Raw genomic sequence first — 26,188 nt, forward strand, 5'->3', positions numbered from 1 at the left:
ATATGGACGTATACGACTGAAGCACTCGGCGGCGGCCCGCACAACCCGGTCCGACCGCTCAGGGCCTGCTCAGGGCCTGCTCATGGCCTGGTCATCCGCAGCACGTCCAGAGCCTCGTCCAACTGCTGCTCGGTGAGCAGGCCCCGCTCGACGCAGCCGCGCTCCAGCACCACCTGCCGGATGGTCTTACGCTCGGCGAGCGACTGCTTGGCGACCTGGGCGGCCTCCTCGTAGCCGAGGTACCGGTTGAGCGGGGTGACCACCGAGGGGGAGGACTCGGCGTACTCCCGCAGCCGCTCCTCGTTGGCGGTGATGCCGTCCACCGTGCGGTCGGCCAGCAGCCGGGCCGCATTGGCCAGCAGCCGGACCGACTCCAGCACATTGCGGGCGATCACCGGCAGCATCACATTGAGTTCGAAGCTGCCCGAGGCACCGGCGAAGGCCACGGTGGCGTCATTGCCGACCACCTGCGCGGCGACCATCGCGACGGCCTCCGGGACCACCGGGTTGACCTTGCCCGGCATGATCGAGGAACCGGGCTGGAGGTCGGGCAGATTGATCTCGCCCAGGCCGGTGCGCGGGCCGGAGCCCATCCAGCGCAGATCGTTGGCGATCTTGGTGAAGCCGACCGCGACGGTGCGCAACTGGCCGCTCAGCTCCACCAGTCCGTCCCGGGCGCCCTGCGCCTCGAAGTGGTCCCGGGCCTCGGTCAGCGGCAGCCCGGTCGTCCGCGCCAGCTCCGCGATCACCGCGGCGGCGAACCCGGGCGGGGTGTTGATCCCGGTGCCCACCGCCGTGCCGCCCAGCGGCAGTTCGGCGACCCGGGGCAGCGAGGCCAGCAGCCGCTCCACCCCGTACCGCACCTGCGCGGCATAGCCGCCGAACTCCTGGCCCAGGGTGACCGGGGTGGCGTCCATCAGATGCGTCCGGCCGGACTTCACCACCCCGGCGAACTCCACCGCCTTGCGCTCCAACGCCGCCGCCAGCCGCTCCAGCGCCGGGATGAGATCGCCGGTCACCGAGGCGGTGGCCGCGATGTGGATCGAGGAGGGGAAGACGTCATTGGACGACTGGCTGGCGTTGACCTGGTCATTGGGGTGGACGGGCCGCCCCAGCCGCTCGCTCGCCAGGGTGGCGATCACCTCGTTGGCGTTCATATTCGAGGAGGTGCCGGAACCGGTCTGGAAGACGTCGATCGGGAAGTGGTCGTCCCAGCGGCCCTCCGCCACCTCGCCGGCCGCCTGCCGGATCGCCTCGGCCGTCTCCCCGTCCAGTACGCCCAGCTCCGCGTTGACCTTGGCCGCCGCCGCCTTGATCCGGGCCAGCGCCGCGATATGCGCCCGCTCCAGCCGCTGACCGGAGATCGGGAAGTTCGCCACCGCCCGCTCGGTCTGCGCCCGCCACTTCGCGGTCGCGGGCACCCGTACCTCACCCATCGAGTCGTGCTCGATCCGGTACCCGCCCTCGCTGCCGGTCATCGCCGCGCCTCCCTCTCTCGGTCTCTCCTGCCCAAGCGTCCGTTGACGACGCTTCTGTTCCCCGGTCCCGGCCCCAGCAGGGCGGATGCGCGGCGCGTTAGGCCATAGGGATCGATCGGCATATCTAAGGACCCCCGAATGCCGCACATGCCGACGGCGGCGGGGTGTCGTTGGGGACACGTGACCTCTCGACATCTCATCGCCGCACCGCCGGACGGCACGGCGGCGCACCATGACACGGACTGCGCCCGCCTGGGGGAGTGGCTCTTTGTGCCGCCGCCCGGGAGCGGACCGGACGGAACGGGCGCTCCCGACGGTCCGGGCGGCCCGGATGACCCGGTCGGCCAGGACGGCCAGGACGGCGGGGCGGTGGCCTATCTGGAACGCGCCGGCGAGCAGGTGCGCCTGGAGTACTGCTCCCGGCTGGTCGCGGACTTCGCGCGGCTGATCCGGCAGATCGAGGCCGACTTCGCCCGGCGGTTCGGCGCCCGGACCGTACGGGCCGGCGGGTGATGCGGACCGCAGGAGGGGAGCGGAGACGCCATGTATGACACCAGGGAGACCTACCTCCCCTACGGGGGGCTCGGCCACGAGGGCTTCGCCGACCCGCAGGGCACCACCTACCAGCAGAGCGGCTGGTACCTGGGTGAGCCGCTGCTGGACGTGCCGCCCTCCTACACCCCCATCGCCGACCTGCTGGACGCCGGGCACGCCCCGTCGGTCGGCGGCTACCTCCCGCCGCAGCGGTCCGCCGAGCAGGACGGCGACCCGTCCTCCGCCGGCTTCGACCTGCCGCGCGCCCGCCGGCCGGTGCCGCACCGCCGCCGCCGGCCGCGACCGCAGCTGGCCGCCTGGCCGCAGCTCACCAGCTCGGTCTTCGGGGTGCTGACCACCTTCACGGTGACCGCGGTCTCCCTGCTGGGCTGGATCTTCTCCTACGATCCGCTGCAACGGCTGGCCTCCGCGCACGTCGGCAGCGGCCTCGCCCAGCTCTGGCCGGTGATCATCTACGGACCGTGGTTCGTGGCCTCGCTCTCCATCCTGCGGGCCGCCCTGGACCGGCGCCGGATCACCCACTCCTGGGTGGTGCTGGGCGTCTTCTCCGGCATGGCCGCCGTGCTCTGCGTGGCCTCGGCGTCCGCGACCCTCTCCGATGTGATCGTGGCCGGACTGCCGCCGATCACGGCGGTGATCTCCTTCCACCAGCTGATCCGGCAGATGACCGCCACCCGCCGGGCCCGGCACGGCCCGACGGCCGCCCCGCTGCCCCCGCAGCGGACGGCGGGCAAGGGCCGCCGCTGACTGACGCACGGCAGCGCGCAGAGGGCCCCGCACCGGTCCACCGGTGCGGAGCCCTGCCGCGTGTAGCCGTGCCCGGGTCGCTCAGCCGGCCGGGCGGACCGGGATGGAGCCGATGAAGGTCTCGCTGGGCGCCAGCGAGGTGAAGAAGTCATTGCCCTTGTCGTCCACCACGATGAACGCCGGGAAGTCCTCCACCTCGATCCGCCAGACCGCCTCCATGCCGAGTTCGGCGTACTCCAGCACCTCGACCTTCCTGATGCAGTCCTGCGCGAGGCGCGCGGCCGGGCCGCCGATCGAGCCCAGGTAGAAGCCGCCGTGCTTGCCGCAGGCGTCGGTGACCTGCTGGGAGCGGTTGCCCTTGGCCAGCATCACCAAGGAGCCGCCGGCCGCCTGGAACTGCTCCACATAGGAGTCCATCCGCCCCGCCGTGGTCGGGCCGAAGGAGCCGGAGGCATAGCCCTCGGGGGTCTTGGCCGGGCCCGCGTAGTACACCGGGTGGTCCCGCAGGTACTGCGGCATGCCCTCGCCCGCGTCCAGCCGCTCCTTGATCTTGGCGTGCGCGATGTCGCGGGCCACTACCAGGGTGCCGGTCAGTGAGAGGCGGGTCTTCACCGGGTACTTGGACAGCTCGGCGCGGACCTCGGTCATCGGCCGGTTGAGGTCGATCCGCACCACGGCGTCGTCCAGGTGCTCGTCGGTGGTGTCCGGCAGGTATTTGGCCGGGTCGGTCTCCAACTGCTCCAGGAAGACGCCCTCGGCGGTGACCTTGCCCAGCGCCTGCCGGTCGGCCGAGCAGGAGACGGCGATGGCGACCGGGCAGGAGGCGCCGTGCCGGGGCAGCCGGACCACCCGCACATCGTGGCAGAAGTACTTGCCGCCGAACTGCGCGCCGATGCCGATCCGCTGGGTCAGCTCATGGACCTTCTGCTCCAGTTCCAGGTCGCGGAAGCCGTGGCCGGTCGGCGAGCCCTCGGCGGGCAGGGTGTCCAGGTAGTGCGCGGAGGCGTACTTGGCGGTCTTCAGCGCGAACTCGGCGCTGGTGCCGCCGACCACGATCGCCAGGTGGTACGGCGGGCAGGCGGCGGTGCCCAGGGCGCGGATCTTCTCCTCCAGGAAGGACATCATCCGCTTCTCATTGAGGACGGCCTTGGTCTCCTGGTACAGGAACGACTTGTTGGCGCTGCCGCCGCCCTTGGCCATGAAGAGGAACTTGTAGGCGTCCCCGTCGGTCGCGTACAGCTCGATCTGGGCCGGCAGGTTGGAGCCGGTGTTCCGCTCGTCCCACATGGTCAGCGGGGCCATCTGGGAGTAGCGAAGATTGAGCCTGGTGTACGCGTCGTACACGCCGCGCGACAGCGCCTCCTCGTCGCCGCCGGCGGTCAGCACCTGCTGGCCGCGCTTGCCCATCACGATCGCGGTGCCGGTGTCCTGGCACATCGGGAGCACGCCGCCGGCCGAGATGTTGGCGTTCTTCAGCAGGTCCAACGCCACAAAGCGGTCGTTGGCGCTGGCCTCCGGGTCGTCCAGGATGCGGCGCAGCTGGGCGAGGTGCGCCGGGCGCAGATAGTGCGAGATGTCGTGCATCGCCTCGGCGGTGAGCCGGCGCAGCGCCTCGGGCTCGACCTGGAGGAAGCGGCGGCCGCCCGCCTCGAAGGTGGAGACGCCCTCGGTGGTGATCAGGCGGTACGGGGTGGTGTCGGCACCCAGCGGGAGAAGGTCGGAGTAGGCGAACTCTGGCATGGCGGCCATCGGCGGGTGGTCCTCACTGACTGCGGTCTGTCCGGCGACATCGACGAAGCGCCTTCCAGGTTAGAGGGCCGCCGGCCGGGGGCCCGGGCCAGGTGGGCCTGCGTGACAGGGGTCACCCCCGGGCGTACGGGCGGCTGTTCGGCACGTGCCCCGCTGACTACCCTGGGCCCGTGGACAACTCGCCTGCCCAGGACCCGCCCTCCCTGCCCGACTTCGACAAGCGGGGAGGCGGTGCCCAGCGCACCCCGCCGCCCGTGCCGATGACCAAGCCGGCCGCCGCCGAACCGGCGCTGCGCGCCTCCGACGCCGACCGCGAGCGGGTCGCGGACATCCTGCGGGACGCCTTCGCCGAAGGCCGGCTCGATGTGAACGAGCACGCCGAGCGGATCGAGGCGGCCTATGGAGCGAAGACGCTCGGTGAGCTGGAGCCGCTCACCCGCGACCTGCCCGCGCACCGCCCCTCCGCCGCCCCCAAGCCCGCGCCGGCGCCCGCCCCCGCGGGACCGCCGCTGCCCCCGGCGCGGGACTACTCGCCGAACGCCGTGGCGGTCTTCGGCGGCTCCACCCGCAAGGGCCGCTGGCGGGTGGGGTCCCGGATCAGGGCTGTCGCCGTCTTCGGCGGGGTAGACATCGACCTCACCGACGCCGTCTTCGAGTCGCCCGAGGTGCTGATCGACGTCACCGCCGTCTTCGGCGGGGTGACCGTCAAGGTGCCGGAGAACGTCTCGCTGCACGGCACCGGGGTCGGCATCTTCGGCGGGTTCGATGTGCGTGAGCAGACGGCGGACGACCCGTATGCGCCGGTGGTGCGGGTGCGCGGCGCGGCGGTCTTCGGCGGCTGCGAGGCCCGGCCGAAGCGGGGGAAGCTGCTCAAGGAGTGGGTTCGCAAGCAGCTCGACTTCTAGCCCGGCCAGGGTGGTGCCGAGGTCGGGCTCGGGTCGTGCCGGGGTCGGGTCGGGGTGGTGCCGGGGTCGATCGGGGGAGGGGCGTACGGGAGGCGCGTTCCGGGCGCATGTGCCACATGCACACGACTCGTCACGCCGGGCCCGCCTACTTGACATCCGGTGCAACGAGTTGGGCGGCAACTGCGTGCGGTGTGCATGAATCGCCAGGGGTCCGGGTAGTTCCCTCTCCACATCGTCTGTTGTGCGGCCGCGGGGTTCCGCAGGGGCTGTGAGTCGGCCAGGGGAAACTGCGGAGCGTGTACGCCCGGCCGCGCACTGACACGATCCCCCCGCCGAGCCGTCGTCAGGAGTACGCCGTGCTGCACCCGATCGAGTCCACCAAGAGCGCCACCGACCAGAGCGTTCCGGGGCAGTTCAGCCCGAGCCAGTACGGACAGCAGAACGGACAGCACGGAGCCGGCGACGACTCCCCCTGGCACTCCGGCGCCGCCTGCCGCCGGGACGAGGCCGGCCTCTTCTTCGCCCCCTCCAAGGAGCCCACCGCGGCCCGGCTGGCCCGCGAGGAGGCGGCCAAGCGGGTCTGCGCCCGCTGCCCGGTGCTGCTGGAGTGCCGCGAGCACGCCCTCGCCCAGCCGGAGCCCTACGGTGTGTGGGGCGGGCTGACCGCCGCCGAGCGCCGGGTGGTGCTGGCCCGCCGCAGGCGCCGCGAGGTCGAGCTGCGCGCCGATGTGCAGCGCGTCTCGCGCGGGCGCATCGCGGCCGCCGGGTGACCGGCAGAGGCGGTAAGGACGACGGCAGACCCGAAGCGGCGGGGCCCCGGAAGTGACTGCTCCGAGGCCCCGCCGCTCACTGCCGCCGGGCTGCCCGGCCGCCGCTCACCGGGCGCGGTCGAAGTCGATCGCGCTGTAGGCCCGCAGCTTGGACAGCTTGTGGGTGGAGTTGATCTCGCGGATGGTGCCGCTCTTGGAGCGCATCACCAGCGAGCTGGTGGTGGCGGTCTCGGCCCGGTAGCGCACCCCGCGCAGCAGCTCGCCGTCGGTGATGCCGGTCGCCACGAAGAAGACGTTGTCGCCGCCGACCAGGTCGTCGGTGGAGAGCACCCGGTCCAGGTCGTGCCCGGCGTCCAGCGCCTTCTGCCGCTCCTGGTCGTCCTTGGGCCAGAGCCGGCCCTGGATGACGCCGCCCATGCACTTCATGGCGCAGGCCGCGATGATGCCCTCCGGGGTGCCGCCGATGCCGAGCAGCAGGTCCACGCCGGTGTTCTCGCGGGCGGCCATGATGGCGCCGGCCACATCGCCGTCCGAGATGAACTTGATCCGGGCGCCCGCCTCGCGCACCTCCTTGACCAGGCCGTCGTGGCGCGGCCGGTCCAGGATGACCACGGTGACGTCCTCCACCGCGCTGCCCTTGGCCTTGGCGACCCGGCGGATGTTGACCGCCGGGGGCGCGGTGATGTCGACGAACTCGGCGGCCTCCGGTCCGGCCACCAGCTTGTCCATGTAGAAGACCGCGCTGGGGTCGAACATGGTGCCGCGATCGGCCACGGCGAGCACCGAGACCGCGTTGCCCATGCCCTTGGCGGTGAGGGTGGTGCCGTCGACCGGGTCCACCGCCACGTCGCACTCCGCGCCGGTCCCGTCACCCACCCGCTCGCCGTTGTAGAGCATCGGAGCCTCGTCCTTCTCCCCCTCGCCGATGACGACGACGCCGTTCATCGAGACGGTGTGGACGAGGGTGCGCATGGCCTTGACGGCCGCGCCGTCGGCGCCGTTCTTGTCGCCTCGGCCGACCCACCGGCCGGCGGCCATGGCGGCGGCTTCGGTGACGCGGACGAGCTCCAGGGCCAGGTTGCGGTCGGGTGCCTCGGGGGCGACCTCCAGGGGAGCAGGGAGATTGTGGTGGTTCTGGGCGGTCATCGGCGATACCTCTCTCGTACGCGACGGCCGGATATGAGGGTGATGTGATCGTATCCGTGCACCGTAGGGGCGTCTGTGGTGCCGTTACCCGGGTGGGCTGTGCGAATGCCGGGACCACTGGGGCCGCCGGGGCGGGGCGGGGCGGGCCGGGCACCCCGGGTGCGGGCGGCCGAGCCGGTATGGGTCACCATGGGGGCGTGGCGAGCGATACGAAGACGCAGAGGGGCCGGCAGACGGTACGGGACATGATCCTGTCGCTGCTGGTGGTCGGCGGCGTGGCCGCGGTGGTGTACATCTTCATCCCGCACTCGGAGGGCGACCCGGTCCGGACGGTGCCGTACACGGTCGAGCTGGCGACCGCGCGCCGGGCGGCTCCCTACCCCGTACTGGCGCCGCAGGGCCTTCCCGCGCAGTGGCGGGCGACCTCGGTGCGCTACAGCGCCGACGACGGCGGGCACGCCACCTGGCACCTGGGCTTCGTCACCCCGTCCGGCAGCTATGCGGCGGTCGAGCAGAGCGACGACTCCGCCGACGGCGTGCTGCGGGCGCAGGTCAAGGGCGGCAAGCCGGACGGCTCCGCCTCGGTGGGCGGCGAGGACTGGGACCGCTACCAGGGCGAGCCCTACCGCGCGCTGGTGCGGGAGTCGGGCGGCGCCACCACCGTGGTCACCGGCAGCGCGTCCTACCGGGAGCTGGCGCAGCTGGCACAGGCGCTGCACGGATAGCGGCCGACCGCAGAGCCGATCGACCGGGCAGTCGAAGGGCCCTGCTCCTCCCGACCGGGAGGAGCAGGGCCCTTCGGCGTGCCAGGGGTGTGCCCGGGGTGTGCCCGGATCAGACGGTGGTGACGACCTCGTCGTACTCCAGGCGCGGGGAACGCGGGAACCAGGCGTTCTCGCCCGGCTTGCCGATGTTCACCACGGCGAGCACGGTGTGGTCGCCGTCGGCGAAGAACTCCTTGTTGATGCCCGCGGCGTCATAGCCGGTCATCGGGCCGGCGGCCAGACCGGCCGCGCGGACGCCCAGGATGAAGTAGCCGACCTGGAGGGAGGCGTTGAAGGTACCGGTCTGCTCGCGCACCGGACGCTCGCTGAAGAAGAGGTCCTTGGCCTGCGGGAAGTGCGGCAGCAGCTTCGGCAGCTCCTCGTGGAACTCGTGGTCGGCGGCCAGGATGGCGACCAGCGGGGCGCTGCCGGTCTTCTCCTTGTTGCCGTCCATCATGTGGGTGACCAGGCGCTCGCGGGCCTCGGCCGAGCGCACCAGCACAATGCGCAGCGGCTGCTGGTTGAAGGCGGTCGGCGCGTACTTGACCAGGTCGTAGATGGCGCGCAGCTGCTCGTCGGTGACGGGCTCGTCGGAGAAGGTGTTGGCGGTGCGGGCCTCGCGGAAGAGCAGGTCCTGGGCGGCGGCGTCGAGGGCCAGCACGTTGTCGGCAGTGGTCATCAGTTGATCCAGCCTCGTCTTGGTTCGGAGGGCAGGGCGGCCGGAGCGCCGCCCTCCGGATGCAACGTAGGTGAATGTTCAACCGCTTCCCGGGAGGAAGGTGACCTGCCTCACGTCCTTCCTCACCGCACCGCGCCGCCCGGACCCTCCTCTGCGGCCAGCGCCGCGTCCAGCCGCTGCCGGGCGCCGTCCAGCCACCGCCGGCAGACCTTCGCCAACTGCTCGCCGCGCTCCCAGAGCGCCAGCGACTCCTCCAGCGAGGTGCCGCCGGCCTCCAGCCGCCGCACCACCTCCAGCAGTGCATCGCGTGCCTGCTCATAACCCAGCGCATCGTCCACGCCCGCGCCGTCCGCGCCGCTGTCGCGGGTCTCCTCGTTCGCCATGCCTGCCAGCGTAGGGGGCGCCGCCGACAGAACGGCACGCCAAACCGGCTGGCGCAGGGCGCGGCCGCCGGCCAGTGCCGCGCCCGGCAGCCGCCGCTGCCCCGCTCGCCGCCCTGGCACTCTTCGGCTTCGTCCTCAACGTCTGCACCGACCCCACGCAGCGCCGCCGGGGCCACGTCCGGGCCTGTACCGAGGCGCTGCTCGGCTGGTTCGACGCACACGGCGTCACCCGGGTCGACCTGCACGCCACCGCCGAGGCCGAACCCCTCTACCGGCGCCTCGGCTTCAGGCCCCGCCACCCGCAGTGACCCGCGCCCGGGCCGGGTCAGCGCAACCCTGGTCGGCTCACTCCTGGTCGGCGACCGTCACCGTGAAGCCGCCCTCGGCGACCCGGGCACGCAGCTCGTCCCCCGCCGCCACCTCGGCCGCGCTGCGCACCACCGCCCCGTCCGCCCGCTGCAGCACCGCATAGCCGCGTTGCAGCGTCGCGGCGGGGGAGAGCGCCACCACCCGGGCCAGGGTGTGCCCCAGGTCGGAGGAGGCCCGGTCCAGCTGGTGGCCCAGGCACCGCCGGGAACGCTCCAGCAGCGCGTCCAGCTCGGCCGCCCGGTCGTCCACCATCCGCCGGGGCGCCGCCAGCACCGGGCGGCTCAGCGTGGCCGCCAGGCCCGCCAGCTCGCGCTCCACCCGGCCCCGCACCGCGTGCCGGGCCCGGTCCCGCAGCTGGGTCACCCGGGCCAGCTCCTCGCCGACGTCCGGAACCACCCGTTTGGCCGCATCGGTCGGGGTGGAGGCCCGCAGGTCCGCCACGAAGTCCAGCAGCGGCTGGTCCGGCTCATGGCCGATGGCGCTCACCACCGGGGTCCGCGCCGCAGCCACCGTACGGACCAGCTGCTCGTCGGAGAAGGGCAGCAGATCCTCCACGCTGCCGCCGCCCCGGGCCACGATGATCACGTCCACCTCGGGGTGCTCGTCCAGCTCCCGCACGGCCGCCACCACCTGGGCGACGGCGGTCACCCCCTGCACCGCCACATTGCGCACCTCGAACCGGACCGCCGGCCAGCGGTGCCGCGCGTTCTGGAGCACATCGCGCTCGGCCGCCGAGGCGCGGCCGGTCACCAGGCCGACGCACTGCGGCAGGAACGGCAGCGCCCGCTTGCGGTCGGCCGCGAACAGCCCCTCCCCGGCCAGCCGCCGCTTCAGCTGCTCCAGCCTGGCCAGCAGCTCGCCCAGCCCCACCGGGCGGATCTCGGCGGCGCGCAGCGACAGGGTGCCGCGCGCCGCGTACCACTCCGGCTTGGCGTGCACCACCACCCGCGCGCCCTCGGCGACCACCTCGGCGACCGGGTCGAAGACACTGCGGAAGCAGGTGACCGTGAGGGAGACGTCCTCCGACGGGTCACGCAGCGTCATAAAGACCACCCCGGCCCCGGGACGCCTGCTCAGCTGGGTGATCTGGCCCTCCACCCAGACCGCGCCCAGCCGGTCGATCCAGCCGCCGATCAGCGTGGAGACCTTGCCGACCGGGATCGGCGCGTCCGCAGAGGTGTCAAGACCCATGCGCCGAGCCTAGCGGCGCCCTCCGACAACCGGCCCCCGCCCGCGAGCGGTCCCCGTCCCGGGCGGGTGAGGGAGGCCGGAGGCCGCCGGACGGGCCGGACCCGGGCCCGTACGATGGACCCATGTCTGCAACTGCCCAGCGCCGCGTCCTGCTCGCCGCCCCCCGTGGCTACTGCGCCGGTGTCGACCGCGCCGTCATCGCCGTGGAGAAGGCCCTGGAGCAGTACGGGGCGCCGATCTACGTCCGCAAGCAGATCGTCCACAACAAGTACGTCGTGCAGACCCTGGAGAAGAAGGGCGCGATCTTCGTCGACGAGACGGAGGAGGTGCCCGAGGGCTCCATCGTGGTCTTCTCCGCACACGGCGTCGCCCCCGCCGTGCACGACGAGGCCCAGCGCGGCAGGCTCGCCACCATCGACGCCACCTGCCCGCTGGTCACCAAGGTCCACAAGGAGGCCGTGCGCTTCGCCGACGAGGACTACGACATCCTGCTGATCGGCCATGAGGGCCATGAGGAGGTCGTCGGCACCATGGGCGAGGCCCCCGAGCGGATCCACCTGGTGGACGGGCCCGAGGACGTCGCCGCCGTACAGGTCCGCGACGAGTCCAAGGTCGTCTGGCTCTCCCAGACCACCCTCTCGGTGGACGAGACCATGGCCACCGTCGGCCGGCTCCAGGAGCGCTTCCCCGCCCTGGTCAGCCCGCCCAGCGACGACATCTGCTACGCCACCCAGAACCGCCAGGTGGTGGTGAAGCAGATCGCCCCCGAGACCGACCTGCTGATCGTGGTCGGCTCCGGGAACTCCTCCAACTCGGTCCGCCTGGTCGAGGTCGGCCTGGAGTACGGCGCCCGCGCCGCCCACCTGGTGGACTTCGCCGACGAGATCGACGAGTCCTGGCTGGACGGCGTCGCCACCGTCGGCGTCACCAGCGGCGCCTCGGTGCCGGAGGTCCTGGTCCAGGGCGTGCTGGAGTGGCTTGCCGCGCGCGGCTACGACGATGTGCAGACCGTCCGCTCGGTGGAGGAGCACCTCCAGTTCTCGCTCCCCAAGGAGCTGCGCCGGGACCTGCGCGCAGAGGCCGCAGGCAAGGTCGACCAGGCATAGCGGGGCAGTGGTCTCCGCCGCCCCGCCCCGGGTATCAGCCCGGAAGCGGGGCGGCACACTTCCGCATTCCGCCCAGAGCCGAGGAGAAGGCGCTCGTGAGGTCATTCGGTGTGGACATCGGCGGCTCCGGCATCAAGGGTGCGCCGGTCGACCTGGAGCGGGGCGCACTCGCGGAGGAGCGGCTGAAGCTGTTCACCCCGCACCCCGCCGCGCCGTCGGCCGTGGTGGACACGGTCTGCCGGGTCGTCGAGCACTTCGGGCAGCCGGGCCCGGTCGGCATCACCTTCCCCGGCGTGGTGGTCGACGGCCACACCCTCACCGCCGCCAATGTCGCCGCCGGCTGGGTCGGCCTGGACGCCGTGGACCACTTCGAGCAGGCGCTCGGCCGACCGGTGGCCCTGCTCAATGACGCGGACGCCGCCGGGATGGCCGAGATGGCGTACGGCGCCGGGCGCGACCGGGACGGAGTGGTGATCACCCTCACCTTCGGCACCGGCATCGGCAGCGCCCTCTTCGTGGACGGCACCCTCGTGCCCAACACCGAACTGGGCCACCTGGAACTCGACGGCAAGGACGCCGAGAAGCGCGCCTCCGCCGCAGCCCGCGACCGGCACGACCTCAGCTGGTCCAAGTGGGCCCGGCGGGTCGACGCCTACCTCGCCCATGTGGAGATGCTCTTCTCCCCGCACCTGGTCATCATCGGCGGCGGGGTGAGCCGCAAGCCCGAGAAGTTCCTGCCGCTGCTGAAGCGGCGCCGGGCCGAGATCGTCCCGGCGCGGTTGCAGAACGACGCCGGGATCGTGGGCGCCGCGATGGCCGCCGCCAAGCTGGGCTGACGCTGTGCTGGGCTGAAGCTGCGCTGGGCTGATGCCGTGCGGCGACCAGTCAGCGGGTACGGGACCGCCGGATGGCCACCGCCCGGGCGACCACGATCGCGGCGGCCACGCCGGTCCCGGCGAAGAGCCACCCGGCCTGCGTCGCCAGCCCCCCGGTCAGGCCCATCACATGGCCGCCGAACCCGGCGCCCGAGGTCGGCCCGAGCAGCAGCAGCGCCAGCGCGAAGGCGATCGGCCCGGCGATGGGTGCGGCCGGCAGGTCGGCCGGTCGCACCCGCACCGCCAACTGGAAGCAGACGGCGACGTACACCATGCCGAACAGCACCCCGGGGCCGCCCAGCAGCAGACTGTCCGCCAGCGCTCCCAGCAGCGTGACGGCCAGCGCCACCACCCCGGTACCCACCGCCGTCAACCGCCGCCTCGGCCCGGCCCCGCCGCGCCCGCTGCGCGTGTTCCGGCCGTTCCGCCCGCGTCCACGCCCACGCCCGGGGCAGCCTCCGCCGTCCACCTGCGGCCTGGCCCGGGGCAGCCGCAGCCGCCTCGGGCCCACGGGCTCCGGGGGGCGCGTCGGCCCGGGTACGGAGGCCCGGGAAGCGGGCCCGTCGAGTGTCCGGCTCCGTGGCCGGGGTGGCTGAGTCTGCGTGCGTTGCTGCTCCACCCGACCAACGTACGGTCCGATGAACGCCACGCTCTGTCACAGACACGCTACAGACCGGCGTGTCACCCGGACGCCCGGCGTGGCGCGGAGCCGGGCCGGATGCGACCCCGCAGCACCGTCGCCGGGGCGCGGGCGGTGACCCGTAGACTTGTGGATCGGCCCTCCATGGGCCGAACCCATCCCCAGCCTCCTCTACGGGAAGTCGCCACGTGTCGCTCACGATCGGAATCGTCGGCCTGCCGAACGTCGGCAAGTCGACCCTGTTCAACGCCCTGACCAAGAACGACGTGCTGGCGGCCAACTACCCGTTCGCCACCATCGAGCCCAACGTCGGCGTGGTCGGCGTCCCCGACCCGCGCCTGGACAAGCTCGCCGAGATCTTCGGCTCGCAGCGCAAGCTCCCGGCGACCGTGGACTTCGTGGACATCGCCGGTATCGTCCGCGGCGCCTCCGAGGGGCAGGGCCTGGGCAACAAGTTCCTGGCGAACATCCGCGAGTCGGACGCCATCTGCCAGGTCATCCGGGCCTTCAACGACCCGGACGTGGTCCATGTCGACGGCAAGGTCTCGCCCAAGGACGACATCGAGACCATCCACACCGAGCTGATCCTGGCCGACCTCCAGACCATCGAGAAGGCGCTGCCGAGGCTCCAGAAGGAAGCCCGCCTCAAGAAGGAGACGGCCGCCACCGCCGCCGCCGTCGAGCAGGCCCAGAAGGTGCTGGAGTCCGGCGAGACCGTCTTCCACGCCGGCCTGGACCGCGAGCCGCTGCGCGAGCTGCACCTGCTCACCGCCAAGCCCTTCCTCTACGTCTTCAACGTGGACGAGGACGAACTGGTCGACGAGGACTTCAAGGACGGCCTGCGTGCCCTGGTCGCCCCGGCCGAGGCCATCTTCCTCAACGCCAAGATCGAGTCCGAGCTGATCGAGCTGGACGACGACGAGGCCCTGGAACTCCTCCAGTCCATGGGCCAGGAAGAGCCCGGCCTCTCCACCCTCGCCCACGTCGGCTTCCGCACCCTGGGCCTCCAGACCTACCTCACCGCCGGCCCCAAGGAGGCCCGCGCCTGGACCATCAAGAAGGGCGCCACCGCCCCCGAGGCCGCCGGAGTCATCCACACCGACTTCCAGAAGGGCTTCATCAAGGCCGAGATCGTCTCCTTCGACGACCTGGTCGAGTGCGGCTCCATCCCCGAGGCCCGCGCCAAGGGCAAGGCCCGCATGGAGGGCAAGGAGTACATCATGCAGGACGGCGACGTGGTGGAATTCCGCTTCAACGTGTAGCGGGCGCTGCATCGCCACGTCGCTGATCTGGCACACATGCAGGTCAGGAGGGGTCCGACCTTTCGGGGTCGGGCCCTTGGCTGTTTCCCGTGTTGGGGTGGCGCTGGGAAACCTGCCTGGTCTTCGCCTGTCATCATCCCTGGTCATCCCTACCGTGCCGAGATTGTGCCGGGACGGTGGCCGGCTTCCGTGCTGAGTCGCGGACTGTGCGGTGCGCGACGAGAGGGGGGTGGGCGGCTCTTACCCGGCCTTTCCCGGGTGGCTCCCGCATGGGTGGCGGAGGCGGGGGCCGTAGCGCTTTTCCTACTCGTTTGACACACTCGGGTCATGGCTGAGACGACGTACAGCATCGGAGAAGGGCCGGCGACACGGGTGAGCCTGTCGCTTCCGGAGGGGACCGCGGAGGCGATCCGTGCGCGGGTGGGAAAGCGGGAGTTCTCTGCGTTCATCGCCGCGGCGGTCGAGCGTGAGCTGCGCGGCCAGGTGTTGGACGAGTACCTGGCGGACTACGAGAACCGCAAGGGGCCGGTCTCCGAGCAGGCTCGTCAGCGGGCGCGGCAGGTCTTCGACGAGGTGTTCGCCGAGGAGGCCGAGTGGCCCGCCGCAGGCTGAGCCACGAGGGGACGCTGGTCCTCGACAGCGAAGGGCTCTCGAAGCTCCTCGCCGACGACGAGCAGGTGGTGGCTCTGGTTGCTGAGGCGCGCTCGCGAGGCATGGAGGTCGTGATCAGTGCGCTCACCATCATCGAGGTCGTCCATGTCCGTACGAACAGGTCCCGCCTGAACTGGGTGCTCTCCGGACTGCGCGTAGTCCCGGTGGGCGACGAGGAGGCGAGGGCGGCCTCGAAGCTGCTGATGGATGCCGGATTGCACGGGCACAAGTATGCGATCGATGCCGCGGTCGCCGAGGCTGCGTTGCGGCAGCACCGCCCCGTGGTCATGTTGACCTCCGACATCGACGACATGGTCAAGCTATGCGGCGATCGCGTCCGGCTCGTGGCGGTGTGATTCCCTTTGTCCGGCTCACCAGCACAGTCTCATTGACGAGCCGGTCGCGGTGCCATGCGTTTCCCGACCGGTGGAGTACCCGCCAGTCCGCAAACAGTCCGCAGGATGCTCGTAGACGCCCGTCGGCGGCCAACGCAAACAAACGGTGAATGTGCTGGTCAGCGCTCTGGGTGGTGCTCCGCCGCAGGTCAGGATCGGCCCGCAGGCATTCCGTTTCAACGTATGGGCGATGCGTTACTGCACGCTAGGTGGTTCGGCAAGTGTGCAGGTGAGTAAACGGTGGAGCGATCTGGGTGTCAGCGCTGTCCCGGCTCAGGCGCCTGGGGTTTGCGGTGCCTGCCGGTACCGGCGCCGAGCGGCCTGGGCTCGGGGGCCGGCACCGAGGCGGGGGGCTCACTGGCCTGGGGGTACAGGATGCGTTTCGCCTCGGCGAGATTCGACGCAAACCCGTGGGGCTCCCAGGCGTGCCCGTTCCATCGCTGGATGGCGCGGGGCGCGTCCGGGTTCAGATGTGAGCCCTGGGGGCCGTCGCCGGAGACAAGGGGGACAGCGCGAAGTCGCCCGATTTTCGCGTCACGCCGCTCCGCCCATTCCGACAGTGGTTCGTCGTCCATCCGGTTTCCCCACGATTCGGTGCCTGCTCACCCAGGAGAGTAGCGGGCCCACCGGCCTGACCGCCTCGCCATCCTTCAGGCGAGGCGGTGCCGGTTGATGTCCATAGGTGGGGAGGGAAAGGCTGGTTCCGCCGGTCCGGGCTCCGGTCAGTCGTGGGTGGTGAGCAGGTTGCGGTCTTGCGTCTGCTCGGCGTGTTTCGGCGGGCTGGTCCGGCGCAGGACGGTGAGGGCGATGAGGATGGCGGCGGCCAGGAGGGCGGCGCCGAGGGTGAGGCCGAGTGCGTAGCCGTCGTTGAGGGCGTCGAGTGTGGGGGTGCGGCCGGTGCGGTGGTGGGCCGCGGTGCCGAGGGCGGCGAGGCCGAGGGAGGCGCCGATCTGGCGTGAGCTGTTGAGCAGGCCGGAGGCGGTTCCGGTCTCGTGGGGCGCGACGCCGCCGGTCGCGATGGAGACGACCGGGCCGAGGCAGAGCCCGAAGCCGATGCTGGCGACGATCGAGGGGCCGAGGACGTCGGTGGTGAAGGCGCCGTCCGTGCTGATCAGGCCGAACCAGGCGAGCCCGACCGCGGTGAGCAGTCCTCCGACGATCAGAAGGGTGCGGGGAGGGAGGCGGTAGCCGAGTTTGACGGCGGCTACCGAGCCGGCGATCAGCCCGAAGGTGAAGGGCAGGAACATGACCCCGGTCAGCGCGGGCCCCTTCCCGAGGATCTCCTGGAGGTAGAGGGAGGTGAAGTAGAAGGCCGGGGTCATGGCCGCTCCGACCAGGAGGTTGAACGCGTTGGCGCCGGCCACCGAGCGGTTGGCGAACAGGCCGAGCCGGATCAGCGGTTCGCGGGCGGTGGTCCGCTCGGTGTGGAGGAACGCGGCCAGTAGCGCGACGGCGACCGCCAGCGTCGTCAGGGTGACGGGCGAGGTCCATGCGTACCGGTCGGTGCGGACGACGCCGAACACCAGCAGGGTCATGCCCGCAGTGGCCAGGACGGCGCCGAGCACGTCGGGACGGCTGCCGCGAGCGGTCGGCGGGGCGGCGGCGACCCCGCGCCAGGCCAGGGCCAGCGCGCAGGCGGCCATCGGCACGTTCACCAACATGACCCAGCGCCAGCTCGCGTACTGGGTGAGCACACCGCCTATCACGACACCGAAGGCACCTCCGGCAGCGTTTGTCGCGCTCCACACGCCGAAGGCCCGGACGCGGGCCCTGCCCGTGGGGAACGTCGCGGTCAGCAGTGCCAGCGCGGCCGGGGCCAGTGCGGCGGCGCCGATGCCCTGTACGGTCCGGGCGGCGACGAGTTGGCCGGGCTCCTGGGCGAGGCCGCCGCCGAGGGAGGCCAGGCCGAACAGGCCGAGTCCGAGCAGCAGGACCGGTTTGCGGCCGTAGCGGTCGGCGGCCTTGCCGCCCAGCAGGAGCAGCCCGCCGAAGGTCAGGGCGTAGGCGTGGATCACCCAGGCCAGGTTTGCGGCGCCGAAGCCCAGGCCGGTGGCGATCTGGGGGAGTCCCACGTTCACGACCGAGACGTCCAGCGACACCATGAACTGCACGACGGCCACCACGGCGAGCGTGAGCCCTGGCCGTACACCCGAAACACCCGGCTTGCTCATCATCACAGCCCCCGTCCTTGTCGCCGTCATGCCAGTGCCTGGCTTTTGGAACATGTTCCGAAAGTAGCACCCGGAGCGGCCGCTGTGAACAAGGAGGAGGCGCCCCCACGGCCGCTTCGCGGCTCGCGGCGGGTGGGCGTACGACCTACGGCTCGCGGTACGCGGCCGAGTACGGCGGGGCGGCATGATGGGGCAATGCCCCGACCCCCCGCCTCCCACGGCCGCACCGGCCGCCCGCCCGTGACCTCCCGCGCGGAGATCCTCACGGCGGCCCGCCGACTCATCGACCGGGACGGCTGGGAGAAGCTGACCATCCGCCGGTTGGCCGCGGAGCTCGGCATCGGGGCGACGACCCTGTACCACCACATCCGGGACAAGGAGGATCTGCTGGTCCAGTTGCTTGAGCACCACATCAGCCGGCTCCAGCGCCCGCAACTCCCCCGTGACCCGAGGGACCGCATCGTCGCCGCCGCCACCGCGATGCACGACGCGCTCGCGGACTGGCCATGGGCGGCGGAGGTCCTCACCACCGACGGCTTCGTCGGCCTCCTCGACGAATCGGCGCTCTGGATGGTCGAGGCCATCGTCGCCGGAGCCGACGACCACGGTTGCACGCCGGAACAATCCGTCCACGTGTTCCGCAGCATCTGGTACTACACCGTCGGCGAAATCCTCGTCCGCGCCCATACCGCCCGCCGGCTGACCGACGAGAAGCTCCCCGTATTCCGCGACAGCTTCGACGCGTCCCAGGTGCCGCACCTGGCCGCCGTCAGTAAGCGATGGCGCGCGCTGGCCGTACGGGACACCTATGCGGAGGGACTCCGCGCGTTTGTCGACGGGTTGCTCGCGCGGGCCGCGTCGGCGACTTCGGATGGCGTCGGCTGAGTGGGCCGGGTCGGCTGGGTCGGCTGGGTCGGCCGCGTCGGCTGAGTCGGCGGGCCCCGCGCCGGTCGGCCAGGGTGGTTGCGTGATCGCAGCAGGGCGCGGGCGGTGATCTCTGCCGAGGGCGGCGCCCGCGCCCTGCCGGGGGGTGGTCAGGACTCCGCGGACTCCCGCTGGGCCTTCTCGTAGAGGTCGACAAAGGCGGCGGGGATGCGGCCCTTCTCGCTGATGCCCCGGCCGTCGACCTCGATGCCGTTCTCCTGAGCCCACTTGCGCACTGCGGCGGGGTCGGGGCCGGTGGGCTGTACGGGAAGGGGGCGGTGGCCGGGGGCTACCTCTTCGGCTGCCTCAAGGTAGGGCGAGAGGAATTCCTCGATTTTCCTCCGCTCGCCTTCGGCAAGGTCGATGGTGTAGCGGGTGCCGTCCCAGGCGAATTCAACCGTCTCGGCTCCCTCTTCGCCGGTCACGTCGCAGACGATGATGGTCTTCCTTGCCATGGCTTTCCTCTCGGGAGTCAAACGGTGAATGAAGGCTGAGCCGGGTGCCCGGCTCGCGGAGCGGAACCCCGGGGCGGGCGCGGCCGGAGGGCGCGTCGGCACCAGGCGGCTCCATCGCGGCCGGCGGTGATCTACGACTGCCCGGCGCAGGCGAACCCGTCGTCCGGTCCGCCGCCGAGGATGGGCGGCGAGGCGAGGGTCGGGGCGAGGTCCCGGTCGGCTCCGGTGCAGTCGTAGAGCCCACCGGACAGCGCCCGGACTCCGGTGGCGGTGACGGTGGCCAGGCCGCTCGGTCCGGCGAGGATCAGGGTGGCTACCGTCCGCCGCTTCATGGCGCGGAGCGTAGCGCACCTGATCCGGGCGGCCGATTCGGCCCGGTGGACCGGTGGGGACGCGTACGATCCGGTTCATTCGGGGTGAAACTCGCGGAAATGCGTGGGGGGCGAACTGATGTCGCGCCAGGAAATCCCGCGTCGGCAATTCCCGGGAATGGCCGGAGGGCATAAGGGAATGCGGTCACCGCACCGCGTCCGGTAGAGTCGCGCGGCCGTCGACCGCCGACGGGTGCGCCAACGAGACCGAGGGCCGGAGCCGATGTCCCTACCGCCGACCGAGGCAGCGTCGACCCCGGAGCCGCCCGACCCGTGGGCTCCGCCGAAGCCCGGCGCGGAGGGAGTGCCGAGGCCGCGCTCGCCGCAGCCGTGGGGGCACCCGCCGTTCCCCGGGCGCCCGCCGGAGCAGGTGGAGGGGACCAATGGGTTCGCGATTGCCTCGCTGGTGCTCGGGCTGACCTGTCTGGCCCCGGTCTCGGCGGCGTTCGGGATCGCCGCCCTGGTGCAGCTCCGCCGCCGCAGCCAGCGGGGTCGCGGACTGGCCGTCACCGGGCTGGTCCTCTCCGCCGTCTGGATGGTGCTGGCGGTGGTGGCCGCTGTCGGCGGCCTGGCGTACGTGGCCTCCCATCCCGGGCTGGGCGGCGTGCACCGGAACGCCCTGGGCCAGGTCACCGAGCGGACCGAGGCGTATGTCGACGACCTGCGGGTGGGGGACTGCTTCGACCGGCACTCGCCCACCGCCCTGCACGACCTGGCCCTGCTGCCCTGCGACGAGCCGCACGAGGCGGAGGCGTACGGCATCGTCACGTACGCCGGGGGCGCGTACCCCGGCTCGCGGAAGGTCCAGGACTTCGCCGAGAAGCGGTGCGCCGGGCTGGCGGCCGACTACAACCCGGACATCTGGGCCTACCCGGACACCCTGGAGACCCGCTACTACTGGCCGGACCGCGACCAGTGGGAGGACGACGACCCCACCGCCGTCTGCTTCTTCACCGACACCCGGGGCTCCTGGACGGGCACCCTGCGCCGGAGCCGCACGTCGTTCACCGACAACCAGCTCCGCTACCTGGATGCCGCGCGGATCTACAACGACGTCATGGACGCGCAGCCGGACGGCGAGCCCGGGGACCGGCCGAGCGTCTACCGCGCCTGGGCCGGGGAGGTGGCCGACGCGCTGGAGAAGGAGGCCGACCTGCTGGACTCCGACGACTGGCCGACTTCGGCCCGCCGCCCGGTGGCCGCGTTCGTCCGGCAGAACCGGGCCGCGGTGCCGTACTGGCGGCAGGCGGCCTCGGCGGCCGATGGGGCTGCGCTGGAGCGGGCCCTGAACCGGGCGTTCGCGCAGTACGGCGGGGAGGAGGCCAGGGCCGCACGGGTCGCCCTCGGTCTGTCGACCGGGGACGACACGGCGGGCCTGGCCACCTGATCCGGGTCAGGACAGCGCGGCGAAGTGGTCGCGCAGCCCCACTCCGAAGGCGGTCGGGGTGCCGTCGTAGCTGCTGATCAGCGACGGGCCGGAGGAGCAGTCCCAGGTGTTCCAGGTCCAGCCCAGGTAGGAGACGCCGTGCTGGTCGAGCCACTTCATCAGGGTGTCGACATAGCCGTGCGCGCAGTCGTTCTCGCCGATCTCACCCGCGACCACCGGCACCTTGGCGGCGACCGGGGCGATCTGGCTGTCCCAGCAGGAGCTGGAGGCGCAGGTGTTGAAGTTGTACGAGTGCCAGGAGGCGCCGAGGTTGTTCAGCGGGTCGGTGGGCTTGTAGGTGAGCCACGAGGTGAGGTCGTTGGCGTAGGCCAGCCCGCCGACCAGGATGACGTTGTCGGCGCCGGTGCCGCGCACCGCGTTCACCATCGACTGCATACCGGCCACGGTGTAGCTGAGGCCGGGGCAGGCACTGCCGCCGTCCCGCCAGCAGAGCCATGCCTGGGTGCCGGAGACCGCCCGGTCCGGGTAGGGCTCGTTGAAGAGGTCGAAGACGGTGGAGCGGTCGCCCTTGAAGGTCTGCGCCACCGAGGTCCAGAAGGCGGTCGCGTTGTCGGCGTCGGGCATCGGCTTCTGGCAGGTGGCGTTGACGTCGGTGCAGGCCGAGGAGTTGCCCGAGTAGACGCCGTGTGACCAGTGCATCTCGACGATGGCGACGATGCCGTTCTGGTGCAGCAGGTCGACGTAGTTCTTCACGGCGGTCCGGTAGGTGGCGCCGCTGTAGGCGGAGCCGACGTTGGGGAGGCTGTTCCAGCAGTCCTCGTTGAGCGGGACGCGCACGATGTTGGCGTGCCAGCTCTTGATCGCGGCGACCGAGGCGGCGTCGGACGGGCCGTCGAAGAGTCCACGGCCCTGCACACACATGAACTCGGTGCCGGAGCGGTTGACGCCGTGCAGGGTGACGGCCTTGCCGGAGGCGTCCACCAGGGTATTGCCGGAGACCTTCAGCTGGGGTGCCGAGGTGGTCGGCGGCGGGCTGGTGGGCGGCGGAGTCGTCGGGGGCGGGGTGGTCGGCGGAGGTGTGGTGGGCGGCGGGGTGGTCGGGGGAGTGGTCGGCGGGGTGGTGGGCGGCGAGGTCGGGGGCTGGGAGCCGTTGCAGGCCACGCCGTTCACGGTGAAGGAGGTCGGCGCCTTGTTGCTGCCGCTGTATCCGAAGTTGGCGCCGGCGTTGACGGAGGCGCCCGGGGCGAGGGTGCCGTTGTAGGACATGCTCTTGACCGTGACAACGTTGCCAGACTGCGTCCAGGTGCCGTTCCAGCCCTGCTGGAGCTGCTGGTTGCCGCTGTAGGAGTAGGTCAGGGTCCAGTTGCTCGCCGAGGCCGTACCGGTGTTGGTGATGGTGACATCGGCGGTGAAGCCCGAGCCCCAGTCATTGGTGGCGTACTTGACGCCGCAGCCGAAGTCGGCCGCCGCGGCGCCGCCGGCCCACGGCCCGACGGCCGGGAGCACGGTGCCGGCGACGGTCGCCGCCACGGCGGCGAGGACGGTTCTGGTGCGCGTTCGCATGAACTGCTCCTCCGGGTGGTGAGGTGCAAGGGGTGGTGGGTGCGCTCCCACTGGTCCCGGAGCAAGGTAGCCGTGCCATCCTGTGCATGACATCCCCTCTGCGGCGACTTTCCCAGCTCTTTGCAGGGACAATCGCCCTCTTTTCCTGGCATATCGGCCCGGCATGCGGCCCTCTTGACGCCGGGGGAAATCGCCCGCATGCTTTGGGAGCGCTCCCACTGGTTCCGACACCCACCCCGCCCCCACCCCTGCCCTGAGCACGCCCGGCCGTAGGCTCTCCGCCATGGAGAACCGTGTGGTGATCGGCGCCGCCCTGCTGCACCGGGGCCGGGTGCTGGCCGCCCGGCGCAGCGCCCCGGCCGAGACGGCCGGCCGCTGGGAGTTCCCCGGCGGCAAGGTGGAGCCCGGCGAGACCCCGCAGCAGGCCCTGGCGCGCGAGCTGCGCGAGGAGCTGGGCGTGGAGGCCCGCGCGCTGGCGCCGCTGCCCGGCGAGTGGGCGGTCCGCCCGGGGCTGGTGCTGCGGATCTGGACCGCCGAGCTGCTCTCCGGCGACCCGCTGCCGCTCCAGGACCACTCCGAGCTGCGCTGGCTGGGCCCGGCGGAGCTGGACGGCGTGGACTGGCTGGACCACGACCGCGCCGTGCTGCCGGAGGTGGCCAGGCTGCTGAACGCGTCCTGAGGGCCCTCCGGGACGTCCCGCGAGCTGCGCGACAGGCGGCAAAAGTTGACCCGTACGCCTGGATAGGCCGGGTTTGTGACGGGTATGTCACTATCTGGCCGCAGCGCGCCGGGGGCGAGCGGCGATGGGAACCAAGCCGCATGGCCATGTCGGGACAGTGCGTCACAGAGCCGGAGGGGCCTTCGGTGTCCAGTGCGGGTAGCGGTGGGGCCCAGCGGCCGGGCGACCGGCCGGGGAGTCCGTACCGGCGGGGTGGCGCCGCCGCCCGAGCCCGGCTGCGACGCGCCCGAGGTGCCCGCCCGGCCGCCCGCCGCGCGGTGCCGCCCCCGCCGGCCTCGGCTGGCGTCTCCCGGGAGCCGCCGCCCGCCCCCGGAGCGCGCAGCCGCGCACCCGCGCGGTTCCCCGGTACGGAGCCGCAGGGCGCCCCGGAGCCGTCGCGGAGCGTCCGGGACAGCCTCTTCGACGCGGTCCGGACCGCCGTCGCGCTGCTGGACACGGACGGCCGGGTGGTGCTGTGGAGCCCGACCGCCGAGCAGCTGCTCGGCTGGCCCAGCGAGAGCCTGGTGGGCCGCCGGCTGGAGGAGGTGCTGCTCACCTCGGACGGCGTGCTCCGCGCCCGGCACGCCCTGGACCAGGCCGTCCGCTCCGGCAGCTGGCACGGCCGGGCCCGGGTGTCCAACCGCGACGGCGACGAGGTCCCGGTGGACGTCCGCATCTCACTGCTGGTCGACGGCGGCGGGGTGCCCTTCCTCCAGCTCTCGCTCTCCGAGGCGGGCGCCCTGCAGGCGGTGGAGCGGGACCTGGCGGTACGCGACGCGCTCTTCGAGCAGGCGGCGCTGGGGATCTGCGTCCTCGACACCGACCTGCGGTACGTCGGCGTCAACACCATGCTGGCCGGGATGAACGGCCTGCGGCCCGAGGCGCACATCGGGCGGACCACCGGCGAGGTGCTGCCGGAGCGCGCCGCCGACGAGGTGACGGCGATCCAGCGCCAGGTGCTGGCCACCGGTGAGCCCATCGTGGATGTCACCGTGGCGTCGCCCAGCGCCCGCTGCCCCGGCTACCGCTCGCTCTCGTACAGCCGCCTGACCGACCGCTCCGGCCGGGTGCTGGGCATCGCCGGTCTGATCATGGATGTCACCGACCGCTACCGGGCGGTGGCCAAGGTGGAGCACGCCCGGCGGCGGCTGTCGCTGCTCAATGAGTTCGGCTCCCGGGTCGGCGACCTGCTGGACGCCTCGCGGATCGCCCAGGAGCTGGCCGGTGCGGTGGTGCCCCGGCTCGCCGACTACTCGGGCGTCATCCTGCTCCAGGCGGTCGCCTCCGGCGACGACCTGCCGCGCCATCCGCACAGCCGCCACACCGTGCTGGTGCAGCTGGGCGTCGGCTCGGTCCGGGAGGGCCCGCAGGTGCGGGCCATGCTGCGGCGCGGCGCGCAGATCGCCTTCACCGACGAGTCGGTCTTCGGCCGGGTGCTGCGCACCGGTGTACCGGAACTGGTCTGCGGCCCGGCCGAGTTGGAGAACACCACCTTCCCCGACGACCCCAGGGTCCAGGTCGCGCTGGACCTGGGCGTCCACTCGATGATGGTGGCGCCGCTGCGGGCGCGCGGCATCGTGATCGGCCTGCTGGTGGTCAGCCGGGCCGGGCGCCGGGAGGCCTTCGACCGCGACGACCTGGCCTTCGCGGTGGAACTGGCCGACCGGGCGGGCAGCTCCCTGGACAACGCCCGGCTGTACGCGCGGGAGCGGGCCGCCGCGCTCACCCTGCAACGCACCCTGCTGCCCCAGCAGGTGCCGCAGCCGCCGGGCGTGGAGGTCGCATACCGGTACGTCCCCGGCAGCAGCGGTGCCGAGGTCGGCGGCGACTGGTTCGACGTCATCCCGCTGCCCGGCGACCGCACCGCCCTGGTGGTCGGCGATGTGATGGGCCACGGACTGCGGGCCGCCGCCACCATGGGCCGGCTGCGCACCGCCGTACGGACGCTCGCCGGTCTCGACCTGCCGCCGGCGGTGCTGCTGGAGCATGTCCACCAGCTCGCCGACGACCTGGTGCAGGGGCCCGACGAGGCGCTGATCGCCACCTGTGTGTACGCCGTCTACGACCCGGCGACGCGGCGCTGCGTGCTCGCCAGGGCCGGTCACATCCCGCCGCTGCTGGTGGTGCCGGCCGAGGGGGCGCCCGGCACCGTGCCCGGCTCCGGTCCGCTGCCCGGCGGCACCGCCCGGGTGCTGGACCTGCCGTCCGGGGCGCCGCTGGGGGTCGGCGGGGTGCCCTTCGAGTCGCTGGAGCTGGAGATCCCGGAGGGGAGTCTGCTGGCGCTCTGCACCGACGGCCTGGTGGAGTCGCGCGACCGGGACCTGGACGAGGGCCTGGGCAGGTTGCAGGACGTACTGGAGAAGCCGCACGCCTCCATCCAGGAAGCCTGCGAGGCGGTGCTGGGCATCGTGGACCAGGGCCGTGAGCCGGACGATGTGGCGCTGCTGCTCGCCCGGCTGGGGCGCGGGCCGGAGCGGAGCACCGCCGGCTGGACGCTGCCCGCCGAGCCCAGCGCCGTCTCCCGCGCCCGCCGGCTGACCCGCGCCGCGCTGACGGAGTGGCATCTGGAGCCGCTCGGCGACACCGCCGAACTGCTCGCCAGCGAACTGGTCACCAACGCGGTGCGCTATGCCGGCGCGCCGATCGGCCTGCGGCTGACGGTCGGTGATGACACCCTGGTGGTCGAGGTGTCCGACCCGGTGCCCGAGCCGCCCACCGAGCGGCGTGCGGAGGGCACCGACGAGGGCGGCCGGGGGCTGGAGCTGGTGCGGCGGCTGGCCTTGCGCTGGGGTACCCGCTCCGAGGGCCGGGGCAAGGTGGTCTGGCTGGAACTGCCGCTTCCCGGCGGCGGGGGGTGAACCGCGCACCACGGTGGTACCAGGCTGGTGGGGAGCGGTGAGCCGAACGGTCCCGGGATGCGTATGCAGCGGTGTG

At 72.3% G+C, this 26,188-nt stretch carries 27 protein-coding genes; 15 read left to right on the top strand and 12 right to left on the bottom strand.

Annotated elements, in window-relative coordinates; genetic code table 11:
• Positions 1–80: 80 nt before the first annotated feature.
• On the bottom strand, positions 81–1,478 hold the full coding sequence (locus tag C7M71_RS19305; protein ID WP_111494739.1) for a class II fumarate hydratase: 1,398 nt from the start codon (positions 1,476–1,478) through the stop codon (positions 81–83).
• A gap of 180 nt (positions 1,479–1,658) precedes the next feature.
• Here C7M71_RS19305 and C7M71_RS19310 point away from each other — a divergent pair, with 180 nt between their 5' ends.
• Positions 1,659–1,991 (top strand): hypothetical protein, encoded by a 333-nt coding sequence (locus tag C7M71_RS19310; RefSeq protein ID WP_114914442.1) that lies wholly within the window; start codon positions 1,659–1,661, stop codon positions 1,989–1,991.
• A 30-nt stretch (positions 1,992–2,021) separates the two neighbouring features.
• On the top strand, positions 2,022–2,780 hold the full coding sequence (locus C7M71_RS19315) for a DUF2637 domain-containing protein (RefSeq protein WP_114914443.1): 759 nt from the start codon (positions 2,022–2,024) through the stop codon (positions 2,778–2,780).
• Positions 2,781–2,861: 81 nt separating this feature from the next.
• On the opposite strand, the gene C7M71_RS19320 is transcribed toward C7M71_RS19315, so the two are convergent.
• The gene (locus C7M71_RS19320) at positions 2,862–4,520 is read right to left on the bottom strand and encodes a fumarate hydratase (RefSeq protein WP_111491192.1); all 1,659 of its coding nucleotides are present in this window, start codon (positions 4,518–4,520) and stop codon (positions 2,862–2,864) included.
• A gap of 179 nt (positions 4,521–4,699) precedes the next feature.
• On the opposite strand from C7M71_RS19320, the gene C7M71_RS19325 reads away from it, so the two are divergent.
• On the top strand, positions 4,700–5,434 hold the full coding sequence (locus tag C7M71_RS19325) for a DUF1707 SHOCT-like domain-containing protein (protein ID WP_407675918.1): 735 nt from the start codon (positions 4,700–4,702) through the stop codon (positions 5,432–5,434).
• Positions 5,435–5,790: 356 nt separating this feature from the next.
• Positions 5,791–6,204: a WhiB family transcriptional regulator gene (locus tag C7M71_RS19330; protein ID WP_229758805.1), complete on the top strand. Its 414-nt coding sequence runs from the start codon at positions 5,791–5,793 to the stop codon at positions 6,202–6,204.
• Between the two features lie 105 nt (positions 6,205–6,309).
• On the opposite strand, the gene glpX is transcribed toward C7M71_RS19330, so the two are convergent.
• Positions 6,310–7,350 carry a class II fructose-bisphosphatase gene (glpX, locus tag C7M71_RS19335; RefSeq protein WP_111491189.1) on the bottom strand — a complete coding sequence of 347 codons (1,041 nt, stop codon included), beginning with the start codon at positions 7,348–7,350 and terminating at the stop codon, positions 6,310–6,312.
• 179 nt (positions 7,351–7,529) lie between these two features.
• Here glpX and C7M71_RS19340 point away from each other — a divergent pair, with 179 nt between their 5' ends.
• Complete coding sequence (locus C7M71_RS19340) at positions 7,530–8,075, top strand: DUF4245 domain-containing protein (protein ID WP_111491188.1); 546 nt, start codon at positions 7,530–7,532, stop codon at positions 8,073–8,075.
• A 109-nt stretch (positions 8,076–8,184) separates the two neighbouring features.
• Here C7M71_RS19340 and C7M71_RS19345 read toward each other — a convergent pair whose 3' ends face one another.
• Both C7M71_RS19345 and C7M71_RS19350 read right to left on the bottom strand, forming a co-directional pair.
• Positions 8,185–8,793: a malonic semialdehyde reductase gene (locus C7M71_RS19345; protein WP_111491187.1), complete on the bottom strand. Its 609-nt coding sequence runs from the start codon at positions 8,791–8,793 to the stop codon at positions 8,185–8,187.
• A 122-nt stretch (positions 8,794–8,915) separates the two neighbouring features.
• Positions 8,916–9,176: an exodeoxyribonuclease VII small subunit gene (locus tag C7M71_RS19350; protein ID WP_111491186.1), complete on the bottom strand. Its 261-nt coding sequence runs from the start codon at positions 9,174–9,176 to the stop codon at positions 8,916–8,918.
• Positions 9,177–9,250: 74 nt separating this feature from the next.
• On the opposite strand from C7M71_RS19350, the gene C7M71_RS19355 reads away from it, so the two are divergent.
• Complete coding sequence (locus C7M71_RS19355) at positions 9,251–9,484, top strand: GNAT family N-acetyltransferase (protein WP_111491185.1); 234 nt, start codon at positions 9,251–9,253, stop codon at positions 9,482–9,484.
• A 37-nt stretch (positions 9,485–9,521) separates the two neighbouring features.
• Here C7M71_RS19355 and xseA read toward each other — a convergent pair whose 3' ends face one another.
• Positions 9,522–10,736, bottom strand: a complete 1,215-nt coding sequence (gene xseA / locus C7M71_RS19360) for an exodeoxyribonuclease VII large subunit (RefSeq protein WP_111491184.1) — start codon at positions 10,734–10,736, stop codon at positions 9,522–9,524.
• 122 nt (positions 10,737–10,858) lie between these two features.
• Here xseA and C7M71_RS19365 point away from each other — a divergent pair, with 122 nt between their 5' ends.
• Together C7M71_RS19365 and ppgK are read left to right on the top strand one after the other, a co-directional pair.
• Positions 10,859–11,842, top strand: coding sequence for a 4-hydroxy-3-methylbut-2-enyl diphosphate reductase (locus C7M71_RS19365; protein ID WP_111491183.1), 984 nt, complete (start codon positions 10,859–10,861; stop codon positions 11,840–11,842).
• 95 nt (positions 11,843–11,937) lie between these two features.
• Complete coding sequence (ppgK, locus tag C7M71_RS19370) at positions 11,938–12,678, top strand: polyphosphate--glucose phosphotransferase (RefSeq protein ID WP_111491182.1); 741 nt, start codon at positions 11,938–11,940, stop codon at positions 12,676–12,678.
• Between the two features lie 49 nt (positions 12,679–12,727).
• Here ppgK and C7M71_RS19375 read toward each other — a convergent pair whose 3' ends face one another.
• A complete protein-coding gene (locus tag C7M71_RS19375; protein WP_111491181.1) occupies positions 12,728–13,081 on the bottom strand; it encodes a DUF6542 domain-containing protein in 354 nt (117 codons plus the stop codon).
• A gap of 464 nt (positions 13,082–13,545) precedes the next feature.
• Here C7M71_RS19375 and ychF point away from each other — a divergent pair, with 464 nt between their 5' ends.
• The 3 genes from ychF (at position 13,546) to C7M71_RS19390 (ending at position 15,626) form a co-directional block, all read left to right on the top strand.
• Positions 13,546–14,619, top strand: a complete 1,074-nt coding sequence (gene ychF / locus C7M71_RS19380) for a redox-regulated ATPase YchF (protein ID WP_111491180.1) — start codon at positions 13,546–13,548, stop codon at positions 14,617–14,619.
• 327 nt (positions 14,620–14,946) lie between these two features.
• Positions 14,947–15,231: a hypothetical protein gene (locus C7M71_RS19385; RefSeq protein ID WP_100571986.1), complete on the top strand. Its 285-nt coding sequence runs from the start codon at positions 14,947–14,949 to the stop codon at positions 15,229–15,231.
• Positions 15,213–15,626 carry a PIN domain-containing protein gene (locus C7M71_RS19390; RefSeq protein ID WP_111491179.1) on the top strand — a complete coding sequence of 138 codons (414 nt, stop codon included), beginning with the start codon at positions 15,213–15,215 and terminating at the stop codon, positions 15,624–15,626. Before C7M71_RS19385 ends, C7M71_RS19390 begins: the two co-directional genes overlap by 19 nt.
• A 296-nt stretch (positions 15,627–15,922) precedes the next feature.
• On the opposite strand, the gene C7M71_RS31965 is transcribed toward C7M71_RS19390, so the two are convergent.
• Together C7M71_RS31965 and C7M71_RS19400 are read right to left on the bottom strand one after the other, a co-directional pair.
• Positions 15,923–16,240 (bottom strand): DUF6087 family protein, encoded by a 318-nt coding sequence (locus tag C7M71_RS31965; RefSeq protein WP_111491178.1) that lies wholly within the window; start codon positions 16,238–16,240, stop codon positions 15,923–15,925.
• A 147-nt stretch (positions 16,241–16,387) separates the two neighbouring features.
• Entirely contained in the window at positions 16,388–17,785 is a 1,398-nt protein-coding gene (locus tag C7M71_RS19400) for an MFS transporter (RefSeq protein WP_229758807.1), read from the bottom strand.
• A gap of 246 nt (positions 17,786–18,031) precedes the next feature.
• Here C7M71_RS19400 and C7M71_RS19405 point away from each other — a divergent pair, with 246 nt between their 5' ends.
• Positions 18,032–18,721 carry a TetR/AcrR family transcriptional regulator gene (locus tag C7M71_RS19405; RefSeq protein ID WP_175607709.1) on the top strand — a complete coding sequence of 230 codons (690 nt, stop codon included), beginning with the start codon at positions 18,032–18,034 and terminating at the stop codon, positions 18,719–18,721.
• A gap of 149 nt (positions 18,722–18,870) precedes the next feature.
• On the opposite strand, the gene C7M71_RS30755 is transcribed toward C7M71_RS19405, so the two are convergent.
• Entirely contained in the window at positions 18,871–19,215 is a 345-nt protein-coding gene (locus C7M71_RS30755; RefSeq protein WP_162824305.1) for a histone-like nucleoid-structuring protein Lsr2, read from the bottom strand.
• Positions 19,216–19,346: 131 nt separating this feature from the next.
• Complete coding sequence (locus C7M71_RS30760) at positions 19,347–19,547, bottom strand: hypothetical protein (protein ID WP_162824306.1); 201 nt, start codon at positions 19,545–19,547, stop codon at positions 19,347–19,349.
• 409 nt (positions 19,548–19,956) lie between these two features.
• On the opposite strand from C7M71_RS30760, the gene C7M71_RS19415 reads away from it, so the two are divergent.
• Positions 19,957–20,973 (top strand): DUF4190 domain-containing protein, encoded by a 1,017-nt coding sequence (locus tag C7M71_RS19415; RefSeq protein WP_162824307.1) that lies wholly within the window; start codon positions 19,957–19,959, stop codon positions 20,971–20,973.
• A 6-nt stretch (positions 20,974–20,979) separates the two neighbouring features.
• Here the strand turns inward: C7M71_RS19415 and C7M71_RS19420 are convergent, their stop codons facing one another.
• Positions 20,980–22,536, bottom strand: a complete 1,557-nt coding sequence (locus C7M71_RS19420; protein WP_111491174.1) for a cellulase family glycosylhydrolase — start codon at positions 22,534–22,536, stop codon at positions 20,980–20,982.
• A 283-nt stretch (positions 22,537–22,819) separates the two neighbouring features.
• Between C7M71_RS19420 and C7M71_RS19425 the strand changes: the two genes are divergently transcribed.
• Together C7M71_RS19425 and C7M71_RS19430 are read left to right on the top strand one after the other, a co-directional pair.
• A complete protein-coding gene (locus tag C7M71_RS19425) occupies positions 22,820–23,215 on the top strand; it encodes a (deoxy)nucleoside triphosphate pyrophosphohydrolase (protein ID WP_111491173.1) in 396 nt (131 codons plus the stop codon).
• A 185-nt stretch (positions 23,216–23,400) separates the two neighbouring features.
• A complete protein-coding gene (locus C7M71_RS19430) occupies positions 23,401–26,112 on the top strand; it encodes a SpoIIE family protein phosphatase (protein WP_229758808.1) in 2,712 nt (903 codons plus the stop codon).
• Positions 26,113–26,188: the final 76 nt, after the last annotated feature.

The sequence above is a fragment of the Peterkaempfera bronchialis genome, from assembly GCF_003258605.2.
In the GTDB taxonomy this organism is placed as follows: Bacteria; Actinomycetota; Actinomycetes; order Streptomycetales; family Streptomycetaceae; genus Peterkaempfera; species Peterkaempfera bronchialis.

Bases quoted from the DNA above. Each gene is read 5' to 3' on its own strand.
- C7M71_RS19350 (WP_111491186.1), bottom strand. From the start codon at position 9,176: ATGGCGAACGAGGAGACCCGCGACAGCGGCGCGGACGGCGCGGGCGTG.
- C7M71_RS30760 (WP_162824306.1), bottom strand. From the start codon at position 19,547: ATGAAGCGGCGGACGGTAGCCACCCTGATCCTCGCCGGACCGAGCGGC.
- C7M71_RS19345 (WP_111491187.1), bottom strand. From the start codon at position 8,793: ATGACCACTGCCGACAACGTGCTGGCCCTCGACGCCGCCGCCCAGGAC.
- C7M71_RS30755 (WP_162824305.1), bottom strand. From the start codon at position 19,215: ATGGCAAGGAAGACCATCATCGTCTGCGACGTGACCGGCGAAGAGGGA.
- xseA (WP_111491184.1), bottom strand. From the start codon at position 10,736: ATGGGTCTTGACACCTCTGCGGACGCGCCGATCCCGGTCGGCAAGGTC.
- C7M71_RS19320 (WP_111491192.1), bottom strand. From the start codon at position 4,520: ATGCCAGAGTTCGCCTACTCCGACCTTCTCCCGCTGGGTGCCGACACC.
- C7M71_RS19305 (WP_111494739.1), bottom strand. From the start codon at position 1,478: ATGACCGGCAGCGAGGGCGGGTACCGGATCGAGCACGACTCGATGGGT.
- C7M71_RS19405 (WP_175607709.1), top strand. From the start codon at position 18,032: ATGCCCCGACCCCCCGCCTCCCACGGCCGCACCGGCCGCCCGCCCGTG.
- C7M71_RS19425 (WP_111491173.1), top strand. From the start codon at position 22,820: ATGGAGAACCGTGTGGTGATCGGCGCCGCCCTGCTGCACCGGGGCCGG.
- C7M71_RS19420 (WP_111491174.1), bottom strand. From the start codon at position 22,536: ATGCGAACGCGCACCAGAACCGTCCTCGCCGCCGTGGCGGCGACCGTC.
- C7M71_RS19315 (WP_114914443.1), top strand. From the start codon at position 2,022: ATGTATGACACCAGGGAGACCTACCTCCCCTACGGGGGGCTCGGCCAC.
- glpX (WP_111491189.1), bottom strand. From the start codon at position 7,350: ATGACCGCCCAGAACCACCACAATCTCCCTGCTCCCCTGGAGGTCGCC.
- C7M71_RS19340 (WP_111491188.1), top strand. From the start codon at position 7,530: ATGGGTCACCATGGGGGCGTGGCGAGCGATACGAAGACGCAGAGGGGC.
- C7M71_RS31965 (WP_111491178.1), bottom strand. From the start codon at position 16,240: ATGGACGACGAACCACTGTCGGAATGGGCGGAGCGGCGTGACGCGAAA.
- C7M71_RS19385 (WP_100571986.1), top strand. From the start codon at position 14,947: ATGGCTGAGACGACGTACAGCATCGGAGAAGGGCCGGCGACACGGGTG.
- C7M71_RS19365 (WP_111491183.1), top strand. From the start codon at position 10,859: ATGTCTGCAACTGCCCAGCGCCGCGTCCTGCTCGCCGCCCCCCGTGGC.